At 39.6% G+C, this 25,962-nt stretch carries 31 protein-coding genes; 8 read left to right on the top strand and 23 right to left on the bottom strand.

Going from position 1 to position 25,962, the window contains the following annotated elements:
* Positions 1 to 213 precede the first annotated feature (213 nt).
* Together ACTJJD_RS04820 and ahpA are read right to left on the bottom strand one after the other, a co-directional pair.
* Positions 214 to 672, bottom strand: a complete 459-nt coding sequence (locus ACTJJD_RS04820) for a TlpA disulfide reductase family protein (protein WP_008345174.1) — start codon at positions 670 to 672, stop codon at positions 214 to 216.
* 276 nt (positions 673 to 948) lie between these two features.
* The gene (ahpA, locus tag ACTJJD_RS04815) at positions 949 to 1,491 is read right to left on the bottom strand and encodes a biofilm-specific peroxidase AhpA (protein WP_007498654.1); all 543 of its coding nucleotides are present in this window, start codon (positions 1,489 to 1,491) and stop codon (positions 949 to 951) included.
* Between the two features lie 271 nt (positions 1,492 to 1,762).
* Here ahpA and ACTJJD_RS04810 point away from each other — a divergent pair, with 271 nt between their 5' ends.
* Positions 1,763 to 2,572: a mechanosensitive ion channel family protein gene (locus ACTJJD_RS04810; protein ID WP_242731933.1), complete on the top strand. Its 810-nt coding sequence runs from the start codon at positions 1,763 to 1,765 to the stop codon at positions 2,570 to 2,572.
* Between the two features lie 22 nt (positions 2,573 to 2,594).
* Here the strand turns inward: ACTJJD_RS04810 and ACTJJD_RS04805 are convergent, their stop codons facing one another.
* From ACTJJD_RS04805 to fadH, 15 genes are all read right to left on the bottom strand, one after another.
* On the bottom strand, positions 2,595 to 2,837 hold the full coding sequence (locus ACTJJD_RS04805; RefSeq protein WP_003211408.1) for a YkuS family protein: 243 nt from the start codon (positions 2,835 to 2,837) through the stop codon (positions 2,595 to 2,597).
* A 50-nt stretch (positions 2,838 to 2,887) separates the two neighbouring features.
* Positions 2,888 to 4,066, bottom strand: a complete 1,179-nt coding sequence (locus tag ACTJJD_RS04800) for an N-acetyldiaminopimelate deacetylase (RefSeq protein WP_052141832.1) — start codon at positions 4,064 to 4,066, stop codon at positions 2,888 to 2,890.
* A 34-nt stretch (positions 4,067 to 4,100) separates the two neighbouring features.
* Positions 4,101 to 4,811 (bottom strand): 2,3,4,5-tetrahydropyridine-2,6-dicarboxylate N-acetyltransferase, encoded by a 711-nt coding sequence (gene dapD / locus ACTJJD_RS04795; protein WP_008347987.1) that lies wholly within the window; start codon positions 4,809 to 4,811, stop codon positions 4,101 to 4,103.
* A gap of 109 nt (positions 4,812 to 4,920) precedes the next feature.
* Positions 4,921 to 5,379: a flavodoxin gene (locus ACTJJD_RS04790; protein ID WP_440608151.1), complete on the bottom strand. Its 459-nt coding sequence runs from the start codon at positions 5,377 to 5,379 to the stop codon at positions 4,921 to 4,923.
* A 16-nt stretch (positions 5,380 to 5,395) separates the two neighbouring features.
* Positions 5,396 to 6,289, bottom strand: coding sequence for a WD40/YVTN/BNR-like repeat-containing protein (locus ACTJJD_RS04785; protein ID WP_045034210.1), 894 nt, complete (start codon positions 6,287 to 6,289; stop codon positions 5,396 to 5,398).
* The gene (locus ACTJJD_RS04780) at positions 6,279 to 6,755 is read right to left on the bottom strand and encodes a flavodoxin (RefSeq protein WP_072367699.1); all 477 of its coding nucleotides are present in this window, start codon (positions 6,753 to 6,755) and stop codon (positions 6,279 to 6,281) included. Before ACTJJD_RS04780 ends, ACTJJD_RS04785 begins: the two co-directional genes overlap by 11 nt.
* A 190-nt stretch (positions 6,756 to 6,945) precedes the next feature.
* Complete coding sequence (locus tag ACTJJD_RS04775; protein WP_073414341.1) at positions 6,946 to 7,353, bottom strand: DUF4275 family protein; 408 nt, start codon at positions 7,351 to 7,353, stop codon at positions 6,946 to 6,948.
* A 95-nt stretch (positions 7,354 to 7,448) separates the two neighbouring features.
* Complete coding sequence (locus ACTJJD_RS04770; RefSeq protein ID WP_039168691.1) at positions 7,449 to 8,330, bottom strand: LysR family transcriptional regulator; 882 nt, start codon at positions 8,328 to 8,330, stop codon at positions 7,449 to 7,451.
* A gap of 96 nt (positions 8,331 to 8,426) precedes the next feature.
* Complete coding sequence (cbpB, locus tag ACTJJD_RS04765) at positions 8,427 to 8,870, bottom strand: cyclic-di-AMP-binding protein CbpB (protein WP_007498671.1); 444 nt, start codon at positions 8,868 to 8,870, stop codon at positions 8,427 to 8,429.
* A 146-nt stretch (positions 8,871 to 9,016) separates the two neighbouring features.
* Positions 9,017 to 9,208, bottom strand: coding sequence for an antirepressor AbbA (gene abbA / locus ACTJJD_RS04760; protein ID WP_008347999.1), 192 nt, complete (start codon positions 9,206 to 9,208; stop codon positions 9,017 to 9,019).
* Positions 9,209 to 9,357: 149 nt separating this feature from the next.
* Complete coding sequence (locus tag ACTJJD_RS04755) at positions 9,358 to 9,873, bottom strand: ribonuclease H-like YkuK family protein (protein ID WP_440608150.1); 516 nt, start codon at positions 9,871 to 9,873, stop codon at positions 9,358 to 9,360.
* A 139-nt stretch (positions 9,874 to 10,012) separates the two neighbouring features.
* Entirely contained in the window at positions 10,013 to 10,255 is a 243-nt protein-coding gene (locus ACTJJD_RS04750) for a YkuJ family protein (RefSeq protein WP_003212254.1), read from the bottom strand.
* Positions 10,256 to 10,439: 184 nt separating this feature from the next.
* On the bottom strand, positions 10,440 to 11,336 hold the full coding sequence (locus ACTJJD_RS04745; RefSeq protein WP_019743902.1) for a manganese catalase family protein: 897 nt from the start codon (positions 11,334 to 11,336) through the stop codon (positions 10,440 to 10,442).
* A 259-nt stretch (positions 11,337 to 11,595) separates the two neighbouring features.
* Positions 11,596 to 12,816 carry an EAL domain-containing protein gene (locus tag ACTJJD_RS04740; RefSeq protein ID WP_024719569.1) on the bottom strand — a complete coding sequence of 407 codons (1,221 nt, stop codon included), beginning with the start codon at positions 12,814 to 12,816 and terminating at the stop codon, positions 11,596 to 11,598.
* 64 nt (positions 12,817 to 12,880) lie between these two features.
* Positions 12,881 to 13,645 carry a 2,4-dienoyl-CoA reductase gene (gene fadH, locus ACTJJD_RS04735; protein ID WP_019743904.1) on the bottom strand — a complete coding sequence of 255 codons (765 nt, stop codon included), beginning with the start codon at positions 13,643 to 13,645 and terminating at the stop codon, positions 12,881 to 12,883.
* 139 nt (positions 13,646 to 13,784) lie between these two features.
* Between fadH and ACTJJD_RS04730 the strand changes: the two genes are divergently transcribed.
* The 3 genes from ACTJJD_RS04730 to ACTJJD_RS04720 all read left to right on the top strand — a co-directional run bounded on the left by ACTJJD_RS04730 (position 13,785) and on the right by ACTJJD_RS04720 (position 16,647).
* Complete coding sequence (locus tag ACTJJD_RS04730) at positions 13,785 to 14,642, top strand: metallophosphoesterase (RefSeq protein WP_254505785.1); 858 nt, start codon at positions 13,785 to 13,787, stop codon at positions 14,640 to 14,642.
* Positions 14,643 to 14,798: 156 nt separating this feature from the next.
* Positions 14,799 to 15,296 (top strand): L,D-transpeptidase family protein, encoded by a 498-nt coding sequence (locus ACTJJD_RS04725; protein ID WP_008348009.1) that lies wholly within the window; start codon positions 14,799 to 14,801, stop codon positions 15,294 to 15,296.
* A gap of 73 nt (positions 15,297 to 15,369) precedes the next feature.
* Positions 15,370 to 16,647, top strand: coding sequence for an MFS transporter (locus tag ACTJJD_RS04720; RefSeq protein ID WP_008348012.1), 1,278 nt, complete (start codon positions 15,370 to 15,372; stop codon positions 16,645 to 16,647).
* Between the two features lie 64 nt (positions 16,648 to 16,711).
* On the opposite strand, the gene ACTJJD_RS04715 is transcribed toward ACTJJD_RS04720, so the two are convergent.
* The gene (locus ACTJJD_RS04715; protein ID WP_284565062.1) at positions 16,712 to 16,888 is read right to left on the bottom strand and encodes a hypothetical protein; all 177 of its coding nucleotides are present in this window, start codon (positions 16,886 to 16,888) and stop codon (positions 16,712 to 16,714) included.
* A gap of 167 nt (positions 16,889 to 17,055) precedes the next feature.
* On the opposite strand from ACTJJD_RS04715, the gene ACTJJD_RS04710 reads away from it, so the two are divergent.
* Together ACTJJD_RS04710 and ACTJJD_RS04705 are read left to right on the top strand one after the other, a co-directional pair.
* Entirely contained in the window at positions 17,056 to 17,271 is a 216-nt protein-coding gene (locus ACTJJD_RS04710; RefSeq protein WP_008348016.1) for a hypothetical protein, read from the top strand.
* Positions 17,272 to 17,748: 477 nt separating this feature from the next.
* Entirely contained in the window at positions 17,749 to 18,210 is a 462-nt protein-coding gene (locus ACTJJD_RS04705) for a YkyB family protein (RefSeq protein ID WP_007498684.1), read from the top strand.
* A 36-nt stretch (positions 18,211 to 18,246) separates the two neighbouring features.
* On the opposite strand, the gene ACTJJD_RS04700 is transcribed toward ACTJJD_RS04705, so the two are convergent.
* The 3 genes from ACTJJD_RS04700 to ACTJJD_RS04690 all read right to left on the bottom strand — a co-directional run bounded on the left by ACTJJD_RS04700 (position 18,247) and on the right by ACTJJD_RS04690 (position 21,204).
* Complete coding sequence (locus tag ACTJJD_RS04700; protein WP_008348035.1) at positions 18,247 to 19,155, bottom strand: chemotaxis protein; 909 nt, start codon at positions 19,153 to 19,155, stop codon at positions 18,247 to 18,249.
* Positions 19,156 to 19,228: 73 nt separating this feature from the next.
* Positions 19,229 to 20,539: an MFS transporter gene (locus ACTJJD_RS04695; protein ID WP_242731923.1), complete on the bottom strand. Its 1,311-nt coding sequence runs from the start codon at positions 20,537 to 20,539 to the stop codon at positions 19,229 to 19,231.
* 125 nt (positions 20,540 to 20,664) lie between these two features.
* Entirely contained in the window at positions 20,665 to 21,204 is a 540-nt protein-coding gene (locus ACTJJD_RS04690; protein ID WP_007498690.1) for an RDD family protein, read from the bottom strand.
* Between the two features lie 300 nt (positions 21,205 to 21,504).
* On the opposite strand from ACTJJD_RS04690, the gene ACTJJD_RS04685 reads away from it, so the two are divergent.
* Positions 21,505 to 21,657, top strand: a complete 153-nt coding sequence (locus ACTJJD_RS04685; protein WP_017367142.1) for a hypothetical protein — start codon at positions 21,505 to 21,507, stop codon at positions 21,655 to 21,657.
* Between the two features lie 65 nt (positions 21,658 to 21,722).
* On the opposite strand, the gene ACTJJD_RS04680 is transcribed toward ACTJJD_RS04685, so the two are convergent.
* Positions 21,723 to 22,607, bottom strand: coding sequence for a cation diffusion facilitator family transporter (locus ACTJJD_RS04680; RefSeq protein ID WP_017359428.1), 885 nt, complete (start codon positions 22,605 to 22,607; stop codon positions 21,723 to 21,725).
* Positions 22,608 to 22,901: 294 nt separating this feature from the next.
* Here ACTJJD_RS04680 and ACTJJD_RS04675 point away from each other — a divergent pair, with 294 nt between their 5' ends.
* Positions 22,902 to 24,074, top strand: coding sequence for an aminotransferase A (locus tag ACTJJD_RS04675; protein ID WP_019743910.1), 1,173 nt, complete (start codon positions 22,902 to 22,904; stop codon positions 24,072 to 24,074).
* Positions 24,075 to 24,099: 25 nt separating this feature from the next.
* Here ACTJJD_RS04675 and ACTJJD_RS04670 read toward each other — a convergent pair whose 3' ends face one another.
* A complete protein-coding gene (locus ACTJJD_RS04670) occupies positions 24,100 to 25,926 on the bottom strand; it encodes a PAS domain S-box protein (RefSeq protein ID WP_440599990.1) in 1,827 nt (608 codons plus the stop codon).
* Positions 25,927 to 25,962 lie beyond the last annotated feature (36 nt).

Below are 25,962 nucleotides of genomic sequence, written 5' to 3'. Positions count from 1 at the left end.
AAACGTTCTGAATAGTAAAAAGTTAAAATCTTTACATTTTCATTTCAAAATAAAAATGTAAATAGGCCATAATACCTTTTTGTTTCAGGAAATTTTTTTAATGAAATCCCTCATTTTCTCTTTTCTTAGGCATTCCACCTACAATCATATTCATCCAGTGCAATATGTCTCCTATTTTTCCCCATGAAAAAACCCCCATTCATGGGGGAAAGCCTATTCTGCAGCCTTTTCAGACTCAGAAAGAACACGATTGACACGTTTTTCAAGCATTTTCATACCGCTTCCGCCAGCTTGGAAGTGGCGTAAAGCACCTGTTTTATCGAATACATAGTAAGCTGGTACATATTCGTTCTCAAATGCTTCTGTTAATTTATGGTCGCTGTCTACAAAGATTGGCTGTGTGATTTCATGCTCATTTGCAACCTCTTTGATTTTTTCTAGATCTAGGTCATCCTCTGAACGTGGCATGTGAACTGCGATCACGTTTAGTTGATCCTTGTATTCATCACGGAATTGGTTCACTTGCGGCATCGCCTCTTTACAAAGGTGACAGCTAACTGACCAGAAGTGGATCAATGTTGGTTTATCACCAATTAATTCTTCTCTTGTTACTTCTCCATTTAACCATTCTTTTGCACCAGTTAGTTCTGGCATTGGTTGACGTAATTTCATTTTGAAGCGCCTCCATCCATTGTATGTCTCGAAACAAAAAGGTCTAACATCAGTTAGACCCCAGCATGTAGACAAACCCTCGCATTCTTTGTCAGTCCTGCGTGCTGGTGCTCACGAATGTCACATTCGCTTCGCGCCAGTACTCGTCCTTCCTAGGGCTGCAAAGGTTTTCTATCACGCTGAAAAGAAGACAAAGGGCTAAAATAAACAACATTTTAGCCCTTTGTCAACAATCTGAAGGTCTAACATCCGTTAGACTGCTTCTTCAACTATCAATTAAAGTGTTTTTTGACCAGGCTTCCAGTTCGCTGGGCAAAGTCCACCAGTTTGTAATGCTTGAAGAACACGTAGTGTCTCATCTACATCACGACCGATATTGTTGTGGAATACTGTTTGATATTGAAGTTCGCCTTCTGGGTTAATGATGAATAGACCACGAAGTGCAATTCCTTCTTCTTCAATTAAAACACCGTATTCTCTAGATACTGTGTGGTTTGTGTCAGCAGCTAGTGGATATTTTAATTCTCCAAGACCATTGTCTTTACGATCTGTGTTGATCCAAGCAAGATGCGTATGGATTGTATCAGTAGATACACCAATGATTTCAGCATCTAAATCTTCAAACTCATCATAACGATCGCTCATTGCTGTAATTTCAGTTGGACAAACAAAAGTGAAATCCATTGGATAGAAGAAAAGAACTGTCCATTTGTCATTCTTGATGTTTTCCTCTAAACTCACTTTACCAAATTCCTTATTAGCAAGTACTGCTTCCATTTCAAAACGTGGAGCTTGTTTTCCTACAAAACGCTCTGCCATATGTAAATCCCTCCAAAAATAATATCTTTATACAGACTTCTTAGCTGTATATAAAATGAGAATCAATAGGTTAAATTCTCATTTAGTTAATAACTTCACAAATATAATTATAATACTTAAGCGATTTTTAGTCAATATTAATTAATAATAAATTTAATTAACGATTTGTCACAATCTCTCGCTCCAACTATTAAAAGTTTAACATGACTTGCATAAGGGAACAAATGATTAGCTTCTCATTTCGCACATACATAGAAAGGTTTTGAAGATCATGAAAGCACTTGAACAAGTAGATTGGGTTTCCATCATCATGAATATCAGTATGATTTTGCTAAAACTTATTGCTATTTTTGTGATTTATTTTATCATCAGAGCGATTGGAAATAAGATGATTAAGCGTGCTTATTCAGCATTCTCTGAAAAGCATGATGTCTCTTTATCACGAGCTCAGACGCTGCAAAGTCTTACCTTAAATATTTTCGCCTACTTGCTGATTTTTATTCTAGTTGTGATGATCCTCGACTTATTTCATTATAACCCAACCGCCTTGCTGGCTGGGGCAGGTGTTGTAGGACTTGCCATTGGATTTGGCGCTCAGGGATTAGTGAGTGATATTGTGACAGGCTTCTTCATACTGCTGGAAAAACAATTTGATGTCGGCGAGTATATAACGGTTGCTGGTTTCGATGGGATCGTTGAACAAATTGGACTGAGAACAACACAGCTTAGAAGCTTTGACGGCACTCTTCATTTCATTCCGAACCGAAGTATACTTAATGTAAGCAATCATTCACGAGGGACGATGCAGGCACTCGTTGATATCAAATTATCCCCAGATGAAAATGTGGATCAGATGATCACCACTTTGCAAGCAGCCTGTGATGAAGTTCGTGAGAGCATGCCGCAAATCATCGAAGGTCCTCAAGTCGTTGGGGTGGAATCATTTGGCTCCTCATCCCTCGTCCTTCGGATCATTGCAAAAACTGAAACGATGGAGCAGTGGCGTGTCGAACGAATTCTGCGCAAAAAAATGAAAGAAGCACTTGATCTAGAAAAAGAGCAAAAAGAACCAGGATCATAAAATCCTGGTTCTTTTGTTTGTTTTATTGAACACGCTGTTCTACTTCTTGACAAATTTCATCAGCCGTCATACCTGACGCTGTAATGACAGATGCCTTTGTCGTTGTGTCTGAAATGCCAAGAACATTTGAATCTAGTCCTGTGACCACATAGCAGTCACACTGATCCATTTGCTGTTCATTTTGAATACGTACGACATCATACCCTTTTTGCTTCAAAAGCTCTTCTACATCGGATAAAGATGGTTCTACACCAATTCTTGTCATAATCAAGAACACCTCCTGTACATAAGGTGTACAGGAGGTCATTTGATTATTCATTCACCTGCTTGCTTTTTAAAATAAGCCGTCATGACGTTCACAGCTGTTTCAATCGCATTTTCGTCAGGAGTCAGCTTGGCATGGTGCAGTCCATATTCTGAATCTACCCCTAACCAAAACATGAACCCAGGGTATTTTTTCAGCATGTAGCCGAAATCTTCTCCTGTCATCGCTTCTCTGCATTCAATGACATTCGCAAGCCCTTCTTCGGCTACATATGACATAAATTCCTCTGTCAAATCCTTTGAATTGTCCACTTCGTAATAAGCTGAAGGGTATCGAACTGTCGCCTTGCATTCGTAGCCAATTTCAATTCCCTTTGCCAGTGCTTCAATTCGTTTTCTCACCTTTTCCATAGACTCTGGCGAGAGCGTGCGAATGGTTCCATCCAGCTTTGCGTGCTGCGCAATGATATTTTGAGCAGTGCCACCTGTAATCGTGCCAACTGTAATGACGGCACTATCAAGAGGGTCCACATTACGTGAAATCACCGATTGCAGCTGCCCTACTAATGCACTTGCAGCCACTACCATATCATTTGCTAAATGAGGGTATGCGGCATGCCCGCCTTTTCCTTCAAGATCGATCACAAGCTCACTCGTATTAGCAAATAATAGGCCCGGCTTTGTTGCAATCGTGCCGACTGGATATTCAGGTGCAATATGCAGCGCTGTAATAAAGTCTGGCGTCCACTTTTTTAGAACATCACTTGCAAGCATTGGTTCAGCTCCGCCTGGCCCTTCTTCTGCCGGTTGGAAAATAAATAGCAGATCTTCTTTGATTGGCTGATGCACGAAATGATCAATGATACCAAGAGCAATGGTCATATGAAGATCATGTCCACATGCATGCATGTTGCCCTCATGTACCGATTGAAATGGGTAGCCCGTTTCTTCAGGGATAGATAATCCGTCCATATCTGCACGATACGCAAAGACGCGCGTAGGATTTGTCCCTTTTACTTTCACAAAAAGTCCAGTCCGCCATGTTTCCATCTCGATTCGATCTGTTGGGTACGATTCGAGATGCTTGATGAGGTAAGCTTGTGTTTTAAATTCCTTAAAACCAAGCTCAGGAATTTGGTGTAAATCTCTTCGAATGGATATTAATTGCTCACGATTTAACAAGTGAACTCGCTTCCTTTCCTCTATACGAATAAGACGTGGATATATCATCCACGTCTATGTCTTCAGCTGCGAATTGTGTCAATTAAAGCTGACGCAGTTCTTGTTTGATTTCAGTTTTACCTTTTGTTTTTTCATCAATGTCTTTGATTTTCTTTGCAGGTGTACCTGCTACAACCGTGTAAGGCTCGACATCGTTCACAACGATCGCTCCAGCTGCTACAACTGCACCTTTTCCAATTGTTACACCTTCTAAAACAACAGCGTTTGCACCGATGACAACATCATCTTCTACTACAACTGGCTTAGCAGAAGGCGGCTCAATAACACCTGCAAGAACAGATCCCGCACCGATATGACAGTTCTTACCTACTGTCGCACGGCCGCCAAGAACAACGTTCATATCAATCATCGTACCTTCACCGATGACTGAACCGATATTAATAGAAGCACCCATCATGATGACTGCATTATCGCCAATTTCCACTTGATCACGAATGATTGCACCTGGCTCAATACGTGCTTTGATGTTTTTCAAATCCAACATAGGAATCGCAGAGTTACGACGGTCATTTTCCACGACAACATCTTCAATTTTGTCTTTGTTTGATGCTAGAGCTTCTTGAATTTCGCTCCACTCACCGAAGACAACACCAGTGTTACCTGTGATAAATGTTTTTGCATGTTCACCAAATTCAATACCTTCTAAGTCCCCTTTAATGTAGACTTTAACAGGTGTTGATTTTGTACTATTTTGAATAAATGAAATAATTTCATTAGCGTCCATTTGTTTCATGTATGTATGTCCTCCTCTTAATTTATACTTCATTACTGTACCAAAGGAGAGTTTTAATGACAAGTGAAAGAATTGTCTGCGCCTTGGCAAATAAAACAAGCGGGCCTCTTTATCCCGCTTCTTGCTGGTGAAGATGAACAAATTGTCTCCCAAAAGAAATCAATTCCTCTTCCTCGTTTCCTTCTGGATTCAGCTCTATTTTGATGGATGGTAGGACGATATCACCGCCCAGCTCCTTCACTTTTTCTTCAATTAAATCCACAGCTCCACAAAAATGTTCATAAGATGTATCTCCAGAACCGAATACAGCAAATGCTTTACCCGTCAAATCAAGCTCTTCCATTTCTTCATATAGATCAATAAAATCAACTGGAAGATCACCATCTCCCCAAGTATATGCACCTAACAGAATGTGCGAGTAATCATGAAGAAGTTCAGCATCAATATCCATCGCTTCATGCCGGTCCACGCTAGCCCCAGCTTCCTTTAATCCTTTTTCGATTAAATCAGCCATTGCTTCTGTATTTCCTGACATTGTGGCATACACCAATAAAACTTTTTTCGTCACTTTTTCTTCCTCCTTATTAATGAATCAGTGCAGGTTCCTCATAAGGCCTGACAAACTTACTTTCATATAAACCCGCACAGAAAAAATTCTCCTTTTGATTGGCGACACGAAAACCGTGCCCTTTGATCGTATCAAACCACTTGAGCTCTTTTTGCTCTATATCAAGCTGATACACCTTAGAAAATCCATGCTCGTCCTGTGAGGTGGTCACGTACACAATGCCGTTATCCTCTGACACATCCAAAAATGATTCCTCTCGCGCAAAAGCTTGTGATTGAATATCATGCAGCATATTTGTATGTAAGTCTAAAATTTGAACAGACCCTCTTTTCCCTTTTTTAGAGCCCAACGCACAGACAAGGAGGTGTTCCCTGCAAAGCAGCATAGAAGCAGTCATTCGGTGCTCTTCTCTGTTTAGGAGAAAAATCTGTTCACTTTGCAAGTCATACACCCATATTCCTCCATGCACCTCATGAATCTGCGTTCCAATATAAAGATAATCACCGGCTACACATAATGAACGAATCACAGGGGGCTGATTCACATGAGCAAACGGCTTCATAATTTCCCAGGAAATTCCGAAATCGGTTGACACATAAATACTATGCTTTCCATGTGCGCATACAAACCCATCTTTGCGTCCTGTAATAGACCAAACAACTGCATTTGTTGGAAAAGATGATAGCGCCCATGTGTGGCCCTCATCTCCTGATCGTATGACAGTTCCATTTTCACCAACTCCGAACAAATACGGACCAATATAACTGATAGCGTGGATTTTATGCTTGAGCTTAAAAAGCTGCTGCCATCCGCCCTCCACACTGTAATGAAAAATACCTTCTCGTTTGACAGCAACAAAGTAGCCGCCACTTTTAGACGCAGCAACAGCTGTCGCACCTTTATGAAACATGATTTTCAACTCTTTTCTCAGACAATGATGCCCACGTTAAAAAGCTCGTTGCAAACTCCTCACAGCACGCCACATCTTCATCTGTTTCTGGTGCAAGTTCCATTTTCAATGTTTCAGGAAATACGGATGCACCTGTCGATTTCAGCATGTCATGAAAGGTATGAACAGCCTCGCAAAACTTCGGATAACTGTAATCGCCTGATCCAAATACCGCCGCTTTGATGTGAGAAAGTTCAAGAGCTGAGACCTCTTCATAAAAATCTTCAGCTTCATAAGGTAAATCACCGTCACCCCATGTGTAAGAGCCGATCATGACATAATCGTATGAAGAAAGATCTTCTGCGCTTGTGTCGTCAAATTCCATCATCTCTGTCTCTATCCCTTTTCCTTCAAGCGTTTGTTTTAAGATCGCTGCCATGTCTTCCGTATTGCCAGACATACTCGCAAATGCAATTAGTGCTTTCATCTATTGGTCACCTCATCTAAATGATAATCATTTTCAATTATTATATGTACACTTTAAATGATAATGATTTTCATTGTCAAATGTTTTATGAAAAGGTGCTGTTCAAAATAAACATGGCGTACATCAAAAAACCGCTCATTCCAATTGGAAGGCGGCTCTAATTGATCGTGACCCTATGTCACTCGTTTTTTTATTTCTGAATAAAATATGGACCGCAATCGGTTTCGTGCGTCAGCACAAATGTCCAATTTTCTTCCCAATCCATGACATACAGATCGCTATAGTCCATGTGTTCGTCTGTATACGGCAATTCCTTCACTGACAGGTCAGCGGCGTTTTCAAACAGATACGCTTCTTGAGTAAATTGATAAAAAATAGTACATGTATGCTTTGATTGCTGATGAAAGGCGTTTATCGCTGCCTCTTTTTCAAGGCATTCAACTTTTCCCCAGCTGCATAAGTGCCATAGGAAGCCATCCATCCCAATCTCTTTTTGTTCTTCTAAAGAAAGATGACTTGCAAAACGTCCACGCCATCTCTCGCGTAAATAAGTTCCCCACTTCGGTATATCCATCTTCTTTTTTTGTTGATTTCTCATCATTTCTTCCAGCTTTCTGCTTTTTCAGTAGATAAATCTATTAGAAACCGAATCAAACCACTTATCCTAAAAAGCACCTCCTCTTCCAGAAGTACTTACACTGCCTCACTTTCAAGCATTTCTTTCACCACACCAACAAATGCTTGAACTTGTTTTAACTGAAAAGAGGCTTCATATCCTAACAGCCACGTGTCACGTCCGATCTGCTCTCCATTTGCGTCTACGAGCGGGGTTTTGTGTACGCTTTTCTCATGATCATATAAGGTGACCGAAGGCAAAATAGCGTAGCCGATACCGTGATAGGCCATTTGTTTACATGTTTCAATCTGGTCCACAAGAATCGTCTGTTTTGGCGACACTTTAAACTTTTGATGCCACCAGTGCTGAATTTCTTGATAATAGGTGCTATCACTTTTAAATTGAATAAACGGGCGTTCTGTCTCAATTAACTCATCCACGTCCTTGATGACAGAATCGACTAAATATAAATGATCGGTCATTAAGTATTCCTTTGTGCCCTTCCAATCAGGATTCCCGCGAATGATGCCAATGTGGACATGGTCTTCATACAGACTTTTAAGCATCTCACTGCTCCAGCCTGTCACAAGAGATACTTTGGCATTTGGGTATTTCTCGACATACCGCTTCAGCACCTTTGGCAGCCAGTGCTGACCAATAATGGACGCAACTGCAAGCTTGAGTGTACCGTGAATTTCTCCTTCAAGCTCGTCAATTCTCTCTCGCACTCGATCCTGCTCAGTCGTGACCTCTTTGGCGAATTGAATAATCTGTTCGCCAGCTGAAGTAACTGTCAAGCCTTTTTGTGAACGAAAAAAGATTTTGGTTCCCCACTCTTTTTCAATCGTTTGCAGTCTTTGAGATAAGGCAGGCTGAGAGACAAAGAGCCGCTCTGAAGCCTTTCTCATATTCAATTCCTCACTAAGTACAACAAGCATATGTAACTCTTGAAGCTGCATGGGCGCCCTCCTTCTCTTGATAAGTTTTTCTTATTTTATATAGTCATTATATAAATAATAGCTTATGAAGGCAAAAAAAATAAGCTGGGCTACAGCTCATTTTTTTGCGGAATGAATGACTTCATTTAAGCGCTTTAATACAACACGCCGAGTGAAAATTCCTTCGAATACTTGCTCTTCATTTTCCACACAAACAAATCCATTATTCGTCACAGCGTGAACGCCTTTTAAAACAGGATCCGTCGTTTTCAGTCTTGGAATATCTGATAGCATGACCTCTTCTACCTTCAATTGGTCGAGCTTTTCAAATTCAATTCGTTCTAAGCCAAAGATTTTATCCATGATCATATTTGTTCCAATTAACCCATGAAGGTGATAAGAAGCATCCAGAACAGGTATGGCTGTATATCCTGTTTTTGTCAGGACCAATAGGGCGTGCTCAAGATTATTTCCAATTTGAACGTGTGCCACTTTATCTGCATCAATCATATGCTCAGCTACTGTTGACTCAAGTAATTGAGCCGGTTCTATCTCTATCATGTTTCTTCGACCCCTTTTCTCTCAATCATCAATCATACATTCCCCTTTAACATTAAGCATAAACTAAAACGAATTTTGTCGAAAGATTTTTTTCTGCATAAAAAAGATACTCAGCGTAGAGTATCTAATAGAATGTTCAATCGATATTAATTCTCAAACCTTACTCTGTCATACAATGTGATCAATTTCTTATACGTATTGTCATCGACATTTTTTGTTCCACATTCTATATCATTGATCTCACTGCTTAGTAATTCGACAGCATATTCCTGATTCAGTAATACGTTTAATAATAGCTTTTTCTCTTCTTCATTAAAACGATTTTCGATGACGCTCATTCAACATCAGGCCCCCTGTTTCATATATGCTTTTATATTGATTAGCAGGCGTTTGAATGTCTGCTTCCTCTCTATACAGCTAGAATAAGGAACTAGAATCGAATCGTCAACCGCACGTTTCGACAACGTTTGGAGAAAAATGACGGAATTTATTTTGTGTATCGATTGGCGTAGCAAAATGCTGCGTATGAGTAGGGTTTTATTTTTGCTTCAATTCCCATGGCTGTGATCATTCCGGTCATTTCCTGGATCAGCTCTTTTGTACTTCCTTTTTTGCCAATATCTAGATGGACTTCAAAACGAAGGTCTGCCCCTTCCTCAGCAAACGGAAGAAGCAAATCCATCAGTTCTGTTAAAGGTCCCTCAAGGATGTCTGCACATACCTTTTGGCTAAACGCTGTCTCTAATGAAATTTTTTCTCTAAGACTTTGTACAGGCCGATTCAACACTTGCTGCGTGAGACAGCCCCAAGCTCCTTTGCCGATCCGGTGAAGATGAATTGCAGTCATAAATGTTGTGACATTCTGATTGACCTGAGAGTCCGTACCAATTGATAGTACATAAACAGATCTCGGGTCTTTTTGAATAAAGTCTTTCATTCTCATGACAACATCAGAAAACGCTAAATGCTCTTCAGAAAGATTAAAGAAAAAAGAATCACTCACAGAAAGGAACTCCTTTTTAATGGTCTCTTATCCGAATATTGCACTGAATGATCATCTTCCATTTGTTCATCACTTATGAAGTATATGCTTCCGCAATCAACGAAGGAATTCTTAGAAAAAACATTTCATACGATTCAGCTTAGGATTGTAGAAGCTCAAAAATCTCAATCGAAATCATATCAATGTTGTCAAATGGGAAAGTGTTTGGCTTATCCCCTTGTTGAAAAACAGTCAATTCAAACGTTTGATTCTTTTCGAAATACTTAACACTACAGATTTTCTCACCGTTCACTTCGAAATAACGCTGTGCCGGCTCGTTTGCAGCTTCTGCTGTCTCTTGAAGACTTTGCAGCCTTGTAATGATACCCATTAATTGTGACATTCTAAAAAAAGACTCCTTTCAAAAAAACAACTCAAGATGAACCCGTATTGATTATACACAAGTCCTACAAAGCATCATACCATAAAGTGTTCTCAGATGATATTTTTCCTCTTGAATTCAAAAAAAGAAAAAGAATCTGTTTTTTTATTTTGAGTCTTTTTTCTTTTCTCATGCATCTTGTTTTTTATAAACCGGCCGATCTCATCAGGCGTTTCGCAATTTCGTCAAAATCTTCTTTCGAAATACCTGGAGCAAACTCTTCCGGCAAATCTCTATAATCTGGCACGGGTGCACCTTTTGGCGTGCCCTCAATAACTGTCAGCGGCTTTCCATCAATCGGATGGTTTCCTTTCCAAATTTGATTGATATCCTTATAATCCGTATCACTAAATGTATACAGTTTTGTATGAATATTCTGATCTTCAAACTTTCTTGCAGAGTCAAAGTATTTATTGTCGAGATTTGGAATTGGTAGCATCTTCCCAACATCTACCCCTGTCGCTACCTCAAGGGCTTTTGCATACGCCACAACATGAACGCCGCCTCTGACAAGTAAATAACCGATCATTTCTCTTGCCGTAGGGTGATCCGTCATTTCATATACGCGCATTTTATGCGTGCGAGCTCCGCACTCTAGGAAGAAGTTATGAAGAAGATCCAGAATCAGATTACCACTTGAGAACACATTCTCACCTGTCCACGGCTTTGCCATGGAGTCAAACGGATAGCCTGTTTGTGCCGTTTGGATAAAATGCTGCGTATTTCGTTTATCAACAGCCGCTTTCATCGGGGTCGTATCTGGATCGCCCCCATGGGTGGTTCCCGTAATCATGAGATTGACTGCAGTTGTCACAAGCTCTACATGACCGAATTCTTCAGCTGTAATACTTGATACAAGATCATAAAATGGTTTGAGCTTTCGTTTCCCTCTAAAGTTAAACGATTGAAACATGTAGTTATTTAATGTGGACATTTCACCAAATTTTCCGCCGAGTAATTCTTGCACAGCCGCTGCACCATTTGCATCTGGGTGATCTGGCATTGGTAAATCAATCAGCAGCCGCTTGTCACGTTTGATCATGACTTTTCCCTCCTACTGTCTAACTATCATCATTTAAGGTGTATGGATGAATTGGGATGTCCTATGCATGAAGGGAATGATTGGCGCACAAAAAAACTTGGCGGGGGTAGCGCCAAGTTTTTTGGATCTTGATCTGATAGAGGGGTTGGGGAACAGAGAGTAGCTTCTCTCTATAACTAAATGATAATGATTATCAGTTTCATTGTCAACCATTTTTTCTATCTTTTTTCTAATAAAAAAACAGCCATGACGGCTGCTTTTAAATTAATCCTTCCTGCTCATATAGATAAGCATACGGAAGATCTACAAACAAATACACGTCTCCCTCTAACGGATAAGAAAACGTTCGTATTCGTTCTCCAGTTTCTAAATCACTGTAGATATCGCTGAAAAATCCTTTTCCGCTAATTCTCATTTGAAGAATATTTGCTAGAAAATAAGGGCGCCAGCTCCAGTTTTTCTCTATATACTCTGGCTGAAACAGCCATTCTTTCTCTTTCTTAAACACATTTCCAGTGATTTGAAACCCTTCTTCATTACACATATAAATGCGAAAGCTGCAATCGGTTAGTTCAAGTGCCAGTTTTTGTATAAGTTCATCATTTGTGCTGCATGATTTTTTTAACGTACTGACGGCTTGATGAATTCGCTTATAAAAGGTTTCAGAATGTTCATAGACAGCTTGGAGTTTCTTTTTCTCATGGGCAATGAATTGTTGAAATTCTTCTTTAAGCTGCTCTTTTCGTTTGTTACGGTCAATTAATTGTGCGGCAGGCTCGTGAAGGTAGAAGCCTTGAAAATATCTTCCGCCATTTCTCCATGCATATTGCAGCTGAAAATTCGCTTCAATGTCTTCATAGATTAAAGCCGCTCCTATTTTTCTTGCAAGAAGTGAAATGCTGTATAACACATATTCATAGGAAGGAGATGGAGACGAAGCCCTTAAAGCCTGAAGATCTATTTTTAATAGATCAGGTGAAAGCAGAGCAATCCGGTCAAGATTGCTGCTTTCTTTTCCTATATTAGATACGGCGATTTTGATCCCATATGTACGATAATACGTTAACGTATGGTAAAGCTGTTCAATGTCGCCGCTAAACGTATGTTCAGTAATTTCAATGACAAACCGGTTAAGCTGAATACCCCTTGCTTCATATTCTTTTAAAAGTTCTAAAAAACTTTCGCCATGATCAAGCATGAGGACATTCGCATCATGATTAATAAAGATGAGCAAATCTTCATCTGCGGTCGTGAAGAGATCAAGCGCTTGACTTAATACTTTGTGATCTACTTCCAATTTATATTCGTCAGGAATAGATGAATCCGTAAAGAAGGAGCCTAGACTAACTGTTCCCGACTCAAGCTTCATTCTTCCAAGAATCTCATAGCCTATCACTTTTTGTTCCTCCGCACTGAAGATCGCTTGATAGTGCGGGAAAACATCTTCAATATTCGTTAAAATATCCAATGGATCGACCATTTTCATCACCTGCTTCTCTCTTTGTGTGATTATACCATATCAAAAGCAGGTCTTACACGGTCATTCAAAATGGTGATTGGTTGAGCCATTGCCCCCCATCCATCGTGATACAATCTCCATTAATATAAGATGCATGCTCAGATAATAAGAAACTCGCAAGTTCTGCAATTTCTTCTGGTGTGCCAAGTCTACCGAGCGGAACACTATCTAATGTTCTTTGGGCAGCCTCTTCTGATTCCCACAGTTTATCTGCACCACCTGTTCTTTCAATGGGCCCCGGCGCAATGGCATTTACGCGAATCCGATATTGCTTTCCCCATTCGACTGCAAGCGTTCGGGTAAGTGATAGTACGCCTGCTTTTGCGGCTGCTGAATGCGCTACACCAACACCAGCCCCCCATGCATATGTGGCGACCATGTTGATCATACTTCCGCTTTTCTTTTGACGAATCCAATAGTTGCCCACTGCATGGCTGCAAAAAAAGGTGCCATTTAGCACAATATCAATGACCGCTTTCCAGCCGTTAGGAGACAGTTTTTCTGCTGGAACTAAAAAGTTGCCTGCCGCGTTATTAATAAGTGCATCCACATCACCAAATGTATCTACCGCAAACTTCACCATTTGATCAGCATCTTCTGGATGTCGCACGTCCATTTGAAAATAAGCAATCGAACCACCTTGCTGTTTGATTTCATTTGCCGTTGTTTCAAGGGTCTCTTCTGTTCTTCCAGTAATCACAACATTCCAGCCCCCGAGTGCCAAATGAGTCGCCATCGCCTTTCCCATTCCGCTTGATCCTCCTGTGACAATCACTGTTTGCTTCGTCATTTGTTCTCCCCCTTTGTGTGTTTTGAATGACTATTCATTCATTATTCGTCTATCATATCATGATTTCCCCTCCATACACCATATGGGAGATTCATCAAAAATCATGCTATACTTAATTTTATTTTTAAAGGAGTCTTATATGAAGCAACTTTCCCGTAGGCAGTTTTTAAAAGGAGCAGCTGGTGCGAGTATTCTCGGACTTTTGGCGACCACATCCGGTTATGGCTATGCTCGGTACATTGAACCGCGCATGATCGACACCGTATCACTCACTATTCATGATGCTCAGCTACCGGCTTCTTTTGACCAATTTAAAATTGCGCAATTTAGTGACGTTCATTTAAGTGATACATTTTCGGCAAAAGATTTAGAGACTGTTGTCCAAAAAATCAACGCTGCATCTCCCGATCTCATTGTGTTTACAGGTGATCTTGTTGATTTTGAATCATCGATTGAAGAACATGAAAAAGCCAAAGCCTCTTTGTCTAAGCTTGATGCTCCGTTTGGAAAGTTTGCCATATGCGGAAATCATGACTACGGACCATTTGGCATTGATCTATATGAGGAAACGATGAAAACTTGCGGTTTTACATTATGTAAAAATGAAGTGTTTCACATAGAAAAAGAAGGCGGACGCATACAGATCGCTACACTGGATGATCTCATGATGAGTATGCCTGATTACCATTTCATCAAACGAGAAGTCTCTTCTGATCTCTTTACGTTATTGCTTGTGCATGAGCCTGATGCCGCACTAGAGCTTGAAACAACACCTATTAACTTACAGCTTTCTGGGCATACGCATGGTGGTCAAATACAGCTTCCTTTCTATGGACCGATTCTCACAGCACCTTTTGGGCGTACATATGTCGAAGGCTTATACGGTAGCTATCAGCACCGTATCTATGTCAACCGCGGGCTTGGGACAACTAGACTGCCGCTTCGGTTTTTAGCCAAACCTGAAATCACTTTTTTCACCTTAACATCTCACGTGTAAAGAGAAGCCAAATCACCTTTTCCTGCATATGTATAAACAAAGATCATTCTCATGACAAATGTTAGGAGAAACCTTATTGGGCCTGATCCCGTCCATATAGTATATGTGAGGCGGGGATCATGGCTTCTTTTATTTGAGTAAAAGGAGTGTGCTTTCGTGCTGCGATACACAGTAAAAAGTGGAGAAACACTTGCTTCTATAGCACTTGATTTTCGAACAACGACAGATGCTTTAAAGGCTGCAAATCCGTCACTTCAAGCCCGCGAACCAGAACAAAATGAAGTCATCATCATCCCTGGGTTACCGGATCCTAACACGATCCCTTACCGCATATCTGTGTCAATTTCAGCGAAACGTCTCGTGCTGTTTTCTGGATCACAGCTCTTGCGCTCATACCCGATTGCAACTGGCAGAATATTAAACATGACACCGACAGGTTCTTATTATATTGTCAACAGACAGCCAAACCCAGGAGGTCCCTTTGGCGCCTATTGGCTGAGCCTTTCAAAAGTTCATTACGGCATCCATGGAACGAATAACCCGTCTTCAATTGGTAAAGCTGTGTCTAGAGGGTGCATTCGCATGTACAATCAGAATGTTATCGAACTTGCTTCAATTGTTCCAAATGGAACACCTGTGACCATTAGCCAGTAGGAGAAATCAATTGTACGAATGGTTAAAATTTTATATGATAGAAAGTGGGATCTTCAGGTTAAGGAGCGTATTTATGGATATTTTTAAAAACAGAAATTTTGTTCGTCTCTTTTTTGCAGCACTTGCCTCGCAAATGGGGACAACAGTAGGCAATATGGCGTTTGCCTTTTATTTGCTCGATCATTTTAGTCATCAGCCCGCTTACGCCACTTTAGCAGAGCTAATGTATTCACTGCCTACGATCTTTGTCTTTTTTATGGTCGGTGTGGTCGCAGACCGTTTTGATCGTAAAAAAGTCGCAGAGAATTGTGATTGGATACGAGCTGGGCTGACGATCGTTTTATTTATCGTCATTTATTTTAATTCACTGCCGCTTATTTTCTTGATCTTGTTTATACGAAGTGCCATTACGAAGTTCTTCTATCCAGCTGAAGCCTCTCTCGTTCAGGCCATTTTAAATAAAGATCAATATGCAAAAGCTGCTGGTTTAAATCAGATGCTGTTTAGTTTGTTTATGGTATTTGGTGTTGGAATAGGTGCCATTATGTATAAAACGATTGGACTTCACGGTGCCATTACCATTGATTTGGTCAGTTTTATTATTTCAGGTATTCTCATTCGATCATGCAATATTCCAATTGAAGCACGACAGCCAAATGGACAAGCAGGCTGGAAAGGCATGACCGTTAAAACGTCTCTAAAAGATTTTAAAGAAGGCATTCTCTATATTTTAAAAAATAAATTATTGGCTTCTTTAATTTTCGGCTTTTTTGTTTTTGGTCTTGTGAATGGCGCATTTGCCGTTCTTCCGATGTTTACAATGAAATACGGTCTTTCACCGGACCATTTTGAACTGCATACATCCTTTTTTACGATCGCGATCGGTGCCGGACTTCTAGTTGGAAGCTTACTTGGCTCTATTCTTGCGAAAAAGGTAAAGATGCAATATCTCATGTCGATTCCAATTCTAGTTGCAGGTATTTTAATTTTTGTCCTTGGTTCTACCCATACATTATGGTTATTTTATGTCACATCATTTGTCATTGGTACATGTATTGGTCCAGTCAACATTGTCATTGGAGGCTGGCTCCCAAGAATTGTTCACCCTCGTCTGATGGGACGCGTATCAGGGTGGGTTGATCCGCTCACCATGTTTGCACAATCAATGACGCTAGGTTTAATTGCCGTGTTATTTCCAAAGCTCATCACCAATGTTTCTTACATTTATTACGGAATGGGTATTATTATTTTACTCGTCTTTCTTTTTTACTTCATTACACTGCCAAAGTTCAGCAGAGAAGCTGCTGACTTAGATGTACAGCGTGAATTAAAAGGTCAGGGAGTACAATAGATGAGGCTAAAAGGACTTTCTTCTATAGAAAGTCCTTTTTTCATGGCAGTAACACAAACGACGCTTATTTTTTCTGCTCATCGAAATGAATTGAAGCAAAATGAACGATTCTATCGACTGTATAAATGCTAATAAATAAGATGAGAAAAAGAAGAAGAGGATGAATCGGTCGATCATCTATCACGTACACAATGCCTCCAACGACAAAAGCGACCAATAAAGGCGTTAAAATATCTTTCAATCTAAACCGTCCTTTCTGTTCTCATTGACTTTGATCTTCATATTTTATAACACATTTCCCTTTTTATGAAATAAAAGGAATGTGCATAAAATTGCAACAATTTTAATAAAAAACCTTTACATTATTGGAAGTTTTATAGTAGGATAGTCAGGTTGGAGGTGAGGGGTATGCTAAAAAGCTATTATTTTATTCATACAAAAAATGATCAAGGACAATACGTTGTACATACAGAAGACTGCGCATTTTTAGGTGATGCAGCAAGCCGTACGTTGATTGGTCTACACATGAACAGTGAAAGCGCCATGGATGAAGCCAAAAAAATGACGAGTGAAACTGATTTTAACGGCTGTTTTTACTGTGCTTATTCTAGCCATACGAAATAGTCCATGTTTTTAAGCCATATGTTTGACTTTGATTGTCTTGCATATGGTAGATTTTACACGATGAACCATCTATACATTGATAAACTACCCATTGATTCAAATAGGTAGTTATCTTGTTATGATAGTTCACTTCGTATACATTTCACTACATCCTCTAATGATCGAAAACAAACGATCTTTTAACTTATGCACCCCTACTGCATCTTCTACCAATGCTCAGCCAATTCATACCACTTGAATATTTAACATAATGGTATGCTTTTCATCTAAAACAGCGAGACATTCATCATAAAAGTGATAGAAAGATGTGTCGACCCCTTCAAATTTCAGCAAAGTTTCAACATCATGATTTTTGGCTATTTTAAATAATAACCATGTAATCTTATTGCTTTTTACAATAAGTCTATTTGCAATTTACTAATAAAAACGTATAATTTATACTAAGCACAGGAAGACGAAAGACAAAGGAGAGAAAAAATGGACGATTATGCTCATACTAAAGACATAGAACCTACAGCAGAAAACATCGCAAAAGCCATTTATACTGTTAACCGCCATGCTAAAACCGCACCAAATCCCAAGTTTCTTTATCTTTTGAAAAAACGTGCGCTGCAAAAACTATTGCAAGAAGGTAAAGGAAGAAAAGTGGGCCTACATTTCTCTAACAATCCCAGATATAGTCAACAACAGTCCGACGTGCTGATTGAAATCGGAGATTATTATTTTCATCTGCCACCAACTAAAGAAGACTTCGAATTTTTGCCACACTTAGGAAATTTAAATCAATCATATCGCAATCCGAAAGCGAATATGTCATTAAATCGAGCAAAACAAATACTTCAAACGTATGTCGGTTTAAAAGAAAAACCTGCCGCCACAAAACAAAAATCACATTATACAAAACCCGTCTTCAAACGGCTCGGGGAAAGTTATTTTTAAACAGAAAAAACCACTCAAAGCGAGTGGTTTTTTTCTTTAGATAATAAAATGATCTACTTTTTCAATCAGCTGATGAATTTCTGGTTTACTAATTTGATCATCTGCACCGATGGTTTCCCCTTTATGACGCAGATCGTCCGTAATTAATGAAGAGAAAATGAGAATTGGAATGGACTGTGTTAAAGGGTTGTCCTTCAGCAGTTTTGTTAATCGATGTCCATCCATTTTTGGCATTTCTATATCTGTAATAATCATATCAATTTCTTCTGTCACACTAATGCCTTTACTGACAAGATCCATGACATGGTCATATGCTTGTTTCCCATCTTCAAAGGTTACAATGTTTTTATAGCCTGCCTCGGTTAATTCATTTGTTAATAAGCGCATGAGAAGCGGAGAATCTTCAACAACATACAGCTTCTTCCCTGTTCTTCTCTCGTCTTTCTCACCGTCAAACATATGATATGTGTCTACGCCAGATGCGGATTCAATATCATAGATGATTTTTTCGTAATCTGGAAGGAAAATCATTTTCTCGTCAAGCTTGATGATCCCTGTTAAATGACGATCCATTCCTTGATTGAGTGCAGTTGGTTTTTCAATCTCTTCCCAACTGACGCGGTGAATTTGTGATACCGTTCCTGTATGGAACACAAATTTCCGTTGGTTGAATTCAGTCACAATGTATTTCTCTTGTTCTGACTGATCTGACTCGACATTAAAAAAGGAAAATAGATTGATGACTGGTAAAATCTCGCCTCGTAAACTAATCATCCCTTCTACATCTTGGTGAGAGTGCGGTACAACTGTCACCTCAACTGGCTGAATAATTTCTCTTACTTTCATGACGTTAATGCCGAATTGATTTGAACCAATTTCAAACTTCACAATTTCCAATTCATTAGTACCAGAGTCAAGTAAAATTTCTTGTTTGTTTAAAGCCACGGAAATCCCTCTATTCTTCAATATAAGATTGTACTTTTTATATCGGCAGCATGGGTAAAAAGTTGACGTTTCTTTACGCTTTCTCTCGCACGAATTGATGAATCACAAGTCCTATGGCTGCAAGGATGAGCAAAGACCCTAATGCAAGACGGCTTGCGAGATTCCCATGTGCTGCAAACAGCAGTGTGACGGAGCCATAAATGATGGGACCAACAATTGAAGACACCTTTCCCGAAAACGCAAAGAGACCAAAAAATTGCCCTCGTTTTTCTTTAGGCGTCAGCTCAATAATGAGGATTCGTGATGATCCCCAGCTTGCGCCAAGTGAAATTCCGAATAGACTGCCTGCTACCCAGAAGACCCATTCAGTTGTCGCTGTCACAGCTAGAATGAGCGCCACAATTAAAATGACATACACGACTGTAATCGAGCGCTTTGCCCCGATGGCCTTTGTGACATATCCGAATAGAAACGAGCCAATGATACTTGAAATCGTGGACACAAGATACAGCAAAATAAATTGACCTGCCGTAAAGCCAATGATAATTTTTGCATAAACCGCCATCATCGCAATCGCTGTCTGCAACGCATCATTCATAAAAAAGAAAGCGATCATAAAAATAAAGGCCGGTTTGTACTGCTTCATCTCTTTAAACGTACGAATAATCTCTTTATACCCGCTGAAAAAAGACGACTTTTTCTCTTGCTGCGGGAGAGGTTGAGGATCTTTTATAATAAAGAGAAAGGGAAGAAAAAAGAGAAAGAATAAAAAGGCTGTCGGAATAAATGCTTCATGAAACTGGTCATTTCCTACAAGTAAATAAACAGAAAGGCCGACAAGTGTACCTAAATAGCCGACAGCAATACCGAATCCAGAAATGAGGGGGATTTCATCCTTTGTCCCAAGATCGGGCAAAATGGTGTCATAAAAAACAAGACTAGAGTGATAGAAAAATTTGGCGATGACGAACAAGGTAACCACCACCAATAAGGAGACAGGAAGACCAAACCATTCGCTTGAGAAATCAACCCCAGCAAAGATCCCCATCATAAAGGTACAGGCAATACAAATCAAGGTAAACACCGTGATATACCGCTTCTTTTTCCCTGTACGATCAATCAGCACACCATATAAAGGCGTAAAAATAACGAGGAAAAAGCTTGCAAGTGCGTTCGCATAAGAAATAAATGTACTGGCGATTTGATCCATCCTCGCACTGTCGCCTATCGTCTCCTGCAAATAAAATGGGAAGAAAATGGTGATCATATTCGATGAAAATATCGTATTTGCAAAATCATACAATGCCCAGGCCAAAACAGGTGCTGTGAAAAAGAGCCCGAAGCTTGCCCCTTTTTTCTGAACAGTCATTTTCCCTCTTTTCAATAGATTGACTCCCTTCTCTGCTTTTATTTTCACTATCATTCTACTTTATGTGACGTTTCCCTCTTCCATACAAGCAATCTATACAAAAAGCACCCCTTACTATTTAGCAGAGGTGCTTCTCTTCATTATTTCTTTACGACAATGGTACTTGCAATCAAGTCGTGAAGTGCTTGTTTTTTTTCTGTGAAAAACGCAATGATGTAGCCAATGAATAAGATTGGAGACAAAAAGCCTTTTGCAAAAAAGCGGCCTGTCGCGCGCCCGAATGTTATTTTTCCACCCGTTACTTTTGTCACTTTGATGCCAAGAGCCATCTTGCCAAGAGTTCCTTGCAACTTTGATGATTCCATGATCGCATAATAAAGCCAAGTCACCGCGATACCGATTAAGGTCGTTACGCCATAGAAAAAGAGAAGGCCCACAATGACTGCCCATTCTTCATCCGTGATCACCGTTGAAGAATAGTAATAGCTATCATCATACATTAAAAATGCCGCCTCAGGGCTTGAGACAAAAAAGAGTGTTGCGAGAATAAATACAATGATTGAAAATGGTACACTAATAATGACACCGTCTAAAAGATGAGCAAGAAAACGATAACCTACTCCAGCTAGTTCAGGATGTTTTTCTTCTTGAATAGGTGCTTCTGACATGTTTGTTTCCATCCTATTTCTCCTTTATTATGTATGTTTTCTATAAATTTCTTATAATCATTCGTTATTATATCTTATGAATATCGCAAGATCAATGGAGCTTTACATTTTTACATGAATTTTAGATCATTTTTAAATGATGATTTATGTGAATAAATACTGAAAATTCACGAAAATTATGGCACATCTAGTTCTTTCAACGCCTGATTTTTTAACATTTTGTGATATTTTCCTCTCATTTCGATTCTTCTGTTGACAATCACGTTTCACATGGTACAATAGTCAAGGATTTTTTAAAGAAAGGTGTTCATGATGGGAACTGTCGTACTATTAAAGAACAACGAAATGACTGTGATTGAAGATATTTGCGAAGCTGATTTTTTAGATATGAAACATGGTTTATCTAATGAAGATGCTGCTTATATCTCTTGGTATGAAGATTACGATACTGCTTATGGATATTGATTTCATTTCATAGATGAAGCGTAAAAAAAGGCGATACAACCTTCAAAGAGGTGGTATCGCCTTTTTTACGTTTGTGTGCTTCTTTCACTTTCAGGTTCTACATGAATAAAGATTTGTGCATGCGGAAACGCCTGCTGAATGTTCTCTTCAATTCGATCACATAATTGGTGAACATCTTCAATGGTTGTTTTTCCATGAACAATCAAATGAAAATCAATATATTCTTCAGCACCGGATCGTCTTGTTCGAAAGTCATGATATTCAATAAATTCTTGGCTGAATGTTTGAATGATGGCCTCTATTGCTTGTTCTTCTTCCGGGGTTAACCGGGCGTCGACAAGCGGCGGGAAGGCTTCCTTCATGAGTTTAAACGCTTCACGCATAATATAGAGCGCTAGCACCATTCCAATAATCGGATCGAGGAAATACCAGTCCGTTAATGCAACAAGCAATAAACTAATGGCAACCCCTAGTGACGTAAACACATCTGTTAAAAGATGCAGTGCATTCGATTTCATGGCAACAGAATGTACTCGCTCTGCCTCTTTGTTCACAACTCTCGACACAACAAAATTGATAAGTGCGCCGATTAGCATGACCACAATACCAAGTACCGGCAGTTTAACAGGCTCAGGATGCATTAATTTATGAACACATTCATAAATGATCCAAATCCCAGCAACAAAAATCAACAAAGTTTCAATCGTTCCAGAAATATTCTCAACTTTCCCATGTCCATAAGGATGTTTTGAATCTGCCGGCTTTCTTGAAATACGAACAGAGATAAATGCAATAAAAGAGGCCATTAAATCGAGAAAAGAGTGAATGGCTTCTGATAAAACCGCAACAGATCCAGTTAACACCCCTACAATGATTTTAAGGACCACAACAAACGTATTACTCATGACTGATAAAAAGGCTATTTTCGATGTCTTTGCTGATTGATCCATCTATTATCGTCCTCCTTCAGGAGATCGTATGCCTGTGAAAGCAATTCCCATGACTTGATTCTCTCGTTCTTTCAGTTTATACCGTTTTGCCTTATTCTAATCATCTTAAGCAGAGCTGTATTTTCCGAGCAGGTTACGCTATAATAAATGTTGCTCTTTCTTCATATATCACTCATGCTGTGATGGATAGGAGAATAGACTACATATAACGATATCCGAAGCCTTTCCGCAGGTGACATTTATGCAGTGAATGGTAAAATAGGATAAAAACATAAATTTTTAAGGTGATGAGAAATGGAGCATTTGCTGAATCCAAGAGTAAAGGATATTGAAATTTCAGGCATTCGAACATTTTCAAATCTCGTATCTTCATATGAGGATGTCGTTTCATTGACCATAGGTCAGCCCGATTTTTATACGCCGCATCATGTCAAAACAGCTGCCAAAACAGCCATTGACGAGAATTTCACCTCGTATACTCATAACGCTGGGTTTTTAGAGCTAAGACAAGCGATCCAGCAATACATCAAAAAGAAAGTCCATCTTGATTATGATGCAGAGACAGAAATCATTGTGACAACAGGTGCGAGTCAAGCAATTGATGCTGCGTTTCGAACCATTTTGACTGAAGGCGATGAGGTCATCCTGCCCGGCCCTGTGTACCCTGGCTATGAACCGATCATTCGGATGTGCGGTGCGGTGCCCGTGCATATTGACACAACAAATGCCGGTTTTAAATTAAATGCCAAGCTGATTGAAGATGCATTAACGGAAAAGACAAAGTGTGTTGTCCTTCCATACCCTTCAAATCCAACTGGGGTCACGCTATTAGAAGAAGAATTGAAAGAAATTGCACAGCTTCTTGAAGGAAAGGATATTTTTATTCTATCTGATGAAATTTATAGTGAGCTGACATTTGATCGTCCACATCATTCCATTGCTTCTTTCTTAAAGGAACAGACGATTGTCATCAATGGACTGTCAAAATCTCATAGCATGACCGGATGGAGAATCGGCTTTTTATTTGCTTCCGCTCCTATTGCTAAACATGTATTAAAAGTACATCAATATAACGTGTCTTGTGCCTCGGCTATCTCACAAAAGGCGGCACTTGAAGCAGTGACAAATGGTGTGGATGATGCACTGATCATGAGAGAGCAATATAAGAAAAGACTCGACTATGTATATGATCGCCTCATTTCTATGGGGCTTCCGGTCATTAAGCCTTCCGGCGCTTTTTATATTTTCCCTTCCATTGAATCGTTTGGGATGAGTTCATTTGATTTTTGCATGGAGTTGTTAGAAAGTACAAAACTTGCGGTCGTACCTGGTTCTGCTTTCTCTTCACTCGGAGAAGGATATGTGCGCCTTTCCTATGCATATTCACTTGAAACGTTAAAAGAAGGACTTGACCGTCTCGAACAATTTGTTCTTGAAAAGCGTTCCATACAATCAACAGACGGATGAAACAACGGCTCTCTTGCCGTTGTTTTTATTTTGCGGGAAACATGATGTGAAACACAGTCCCTTTCTCTGGGTGGCTATCTACCCGGATGGTTCCGTTGTGATTTTCTAAAATATTAAATGTCACCATGAGCCCAAGCCCTGTTCCCTTTTCTTTTGTCGTTAAAAAAGGTTCACCGATCCGCTTCATGACCGATTCAGGAATACCAATTCCTTCATCTCTAATCGTGACAAGTATCCCTTCTTTTTCGGCTTTGGCGGTAATGTCTACCTTCCCTCCGTCTGGCATGGATTCGACGGCATTTTTGATTAAATTGATAAACACCTGCTTCAGCTGGTTTTGATCCCCATTCATCAGGAGATCCTCCTCAATATCACTTGTGTTCATCAAAATTCCATTTAAGTTGGCCTGTGTTTCTAGCAGAGCGGTGACTTCGCTAATGATTTTTTTCAAATCAAGCGTCTGCATGGATGCCGTTTGCTGCGGCTTTGCAAGCATTAGTAGCTCACTTAAGATGATTTCAATCCGGCTCAGCTCAGAGAAGACAATTTCAAAATATTGATCACGGTCTTTTGTTTTTGGTTTAATGAGCTGTAAAAAGCCCTTAATCGCCGTCAGTGGATTCCTTATTTCATGTGCAATGCCTGCTGCCAATTGACCTGCGATTGATAATTTTTCAGAGCGCAGCATGAGTTCTTCTGTCTGTTTTCGTTCAGATATATCTCTTAAAATAATTTGAACGGCTGTTTCACCAAAAAATGTGGTAGGGATACAAACCATTTCTGTATAAATCAACCGGTGTTTAAACGTATGGCAGCTCATCGTCACAATCTCAGAATCTGATGCTCTTTCGATAATACGTGATATGCTCTTTTTGACTTTTTGCTGATCACATGAATGGATTTGATGAAAGATATCTTTTCCGATTAATTTATCGTAATGTTCGGCTTCAAATAATTTAATACCTGATTCATTCATAAATACCCATTTATGATCGTGGATGACGGCAATGGTATCAATAGAATTTTGGATAAGCAGCTGATACCGCTCTCTGCTTTTCTGAAGAACGGTTTGAAATTTCTTACGGGAAGAGATGTCCACTAATAGTAAAAGTTCTGCCCGTTGATTTTGATAAATTGCCGGAGATGACTTCACTTCAATATGAATCATGCTCCCGTCTTTCCTTTTCCATATTTGTTCAATCATTCCGACTGGAAGGCCTTGCTGCAGTCTTTTGATTCGGCTTCTCACAATGTCATGATACTCCTCGGCAATAAAATCAAACGCAGACTTGCCGATCATTTCATCTTTTGTACATACACCCATTAATTGCAGCATCGCATCGTTGGCATACACAATTTTCCCAAGCGCCGTAATACATAACGGATTTGGCAGCATGGCAATCAGATTTTCAGCTTCACTGACATCTTGGAAAGCCGGTAGACTGCCTAACGACTGTTCTGACATTTCTGTTGGTTGAAATGCTGCTTTTTGAGGCTCTGTATTCATTACCCTCATTTTCAGGATCATTTCTCTACTTAAATCGTTGTCTAACCCATCACAAGCTACAAAATCAATGCTTGCTTCTACCCATACAGCTGTAAGATCACTTCTAAGCAGTCTAAAGTGGCAAATCTCTAGCATGTGCTGATTATAGAAATAACTTTCGACGAGAAATTGATCTTCGGTATGAACAAAGTCTTTCAAAAAACACCCTAGTAAATCCTTTTGTTCATAGAGCAAAAGCTGCTTACAATTGGAAGAAATGTAGAGAAAGCGGCCATTAGAAGAAAGAACGGCATGTAAATCAATATTCGAGTACAGCTGATTCGAATCTTTCATTTTTTGTTCCATCGTCGTCCGACCCTCCTTTAATTTTTTTAGGGTTGT

Origin of the sequence: Bacillus sp. 22446, assembly GCF_052044955.1 — a bacterium.
Classification (GTDB): domain Bacteria; phylum Bacillota; class Bacilli; order Bacillales; family Bacillaceae; genus Bacillus; species Bacillus altitudinis.
Note: the sequence above shows the minus strand (reverse complement) of the source record. Positions and strands in the feature narration are given on the sequence as shown.

Bases quoted from the DNA above. Each gene is read 5' to 3' on its own strand.
- ACTJJD_RS04775 (WP_073414341.1), bottom strand. From the start codon at position 7,353: ATGAGAAATCAACAAAAAAAGAAGATGGATATACCGAAGTGGGGAACT.
- ACTJJD_RS04690 (WP_007498690.1), bottom strand. From the start codon at position 21,204: ATGGAAACAAACATGTCAGAAGCACCTATTCAAGAAGAAAAACATCCT.
- ACTJJD_RS04670 (WP_440599990.1), bottom strand. From the start codon at position 25,926: ATGGAACAAAAAATGAAAGATTCGAATCAGCTGTACTCGAATATTGAT.
- fadH (WP_019743904.1), bottom strand. From the start codon at position 13,645: ATGACGAAGCAAACAGTGATTGTCACAGGAGGATCAAGCGGAATGGGA.
- ACTJJD_RS04785 (WP_045034210.1), bottom strand. From the start codon at position 6,289: ATGTTTCATAAAGGTGCGACAGCTGTTGCTGCGTCTAAAAGTGGCGGC.
- dapD (WP_008347987.1), bottom strand. From the start codon at position 4,811: ATGAAACAAATGGACGCTAATGAAATTATTTCATTTATTCAAAATAGT.
- ACTJJD_RS04745 (WP_019743902.1), bottom strand. From the start codon at position 11,336: ATGATCAAACGTGACAAGCGGCTGCTGATTGATTTACCAATGCCAGAT.
- abbA (WP_008347999.1), bottom strand. From the start codon at position 9,208: ATGAGCGTCATCGAAAATCGTTTTAATGAAGAAGAGAAAAAGCTATTA.
- ACTJJD_RS04770 (WP_039168691.1), bottom strand. From the start codon at position 8,330: ATGCAGCTTCAAGAGTTACATATGCTTGTTGTACTTAGTGAGGAATTG.
- ACTJJD_RS04710 (WP_008348016.1), top strand. From the start codon at position 17,056: ATGCTAAAAAGCTATTATTTTATTCATACAAAAAATGATCAAGGACAA.
- ACTJJD_RS04805 (WP_003211408.1), bottom strand. From the start codon at position 2,837: ATGACAAGAATTGGTGTAGAACCATCTTTATCCGATGTAGAAGAGCTT.
- ACTJJD_RS04780 (WP_072367699.1), bottom strand. From the start codon at position 6,755: ATGAAAGCACTAATTGCATTTGCGAGTATGTCTGGCAATACGGAAGAC.
- ACTJJD_RS04685 (WP_017367142.1), top strand. From the start codon at position 21,505: ATGGGAACTGTCGTACTATTAAAGAACAACGAAATGACTGTGATTGAA.
- ACTJJD_RS04680 (WP_017359428.1), bottom strand. From the start codon at position 22,607: ATGGATCAATCAGCAAAGACATCGAAAATAGCCTTTTTATCAGTCATG.
- ACTJJD_RS04720 (WP_008348012.1), top strand. From the start codon at position 15,370: ATGGATATTTTTAAAAACAGAAATTTTGTTCGTCTCTTTTTTGCAGCA.
- ACTJJD_RS04730 (WP_254505785.1), top strand. From the start codon at position 13,785: ATGAAGCAACTTTCCCGTAGGCAGTTTTTAAAAGGAGCAGCTGGTGCG.
- cbpB (WP_007498671.1), bottom strand. From the start codon at position 8,870: ATGATAGAGATAGAACCGGCTCAATTACTTGAGTCAACAGTAGCTGAG.
- ACTJJD_RS04810 (WP_242731933.1), top strand. From the start codon at position 1,763: ATGAAAGCACTTGAACAAGTAGATTGGGTTTCCATCATCATGAATATC.
- ACTJJD_RS04705 (WP_007498684.1), top strand. From the start codon at position 17,749: ATGGACGATTATGCTCATACTAAAGACATAGAACCTACAGCAGAAAAC.
- ACTJJD_RS04675 (WP_019743910.1), top strand. From the start codon at position 22,902: ATGGAGCATTTGCTGAATCCAAGAGTAAAGGATATTGAAATTTCAGGC.
- ACTJJD_RS04820 (WP_008345174.1), bottom strand. From the start codon at position 672: ATGAAATTACGTCAACCAATGCCAGAACTAACTGGTGCAAAAGAATGG.
- ACTJJD_RS04740 (WP_024719569.1), bottom strand. From the start codon at position 12,816: ATGGTCGATCCATTGGATATTTTAACGAATATTGAAGATGTTTTCCCG.
- ACTJJD_RS04800 (WP_052141832.1), bottom strand. From the start codon at position 4,066: ATGATATATCCACGTCTTATTCGTATAGAGGAAAGGAAGCGAGTTCAC.
- ACTJJD_RS04750 (WP_003212254.1), bottom strand. From the start codon at position 10,255: ATGTCACAATTAATGGGTATCATTACAAGGCTGCAAAGTCTTCAAGAG.
- ahpA (WP_007498654.1), bottom strand. From the start codon at position 1,491: ATGGCAGAGCGTTTTGTAGGAAAACAAGCTCCACGTTTTGAAATGGAA.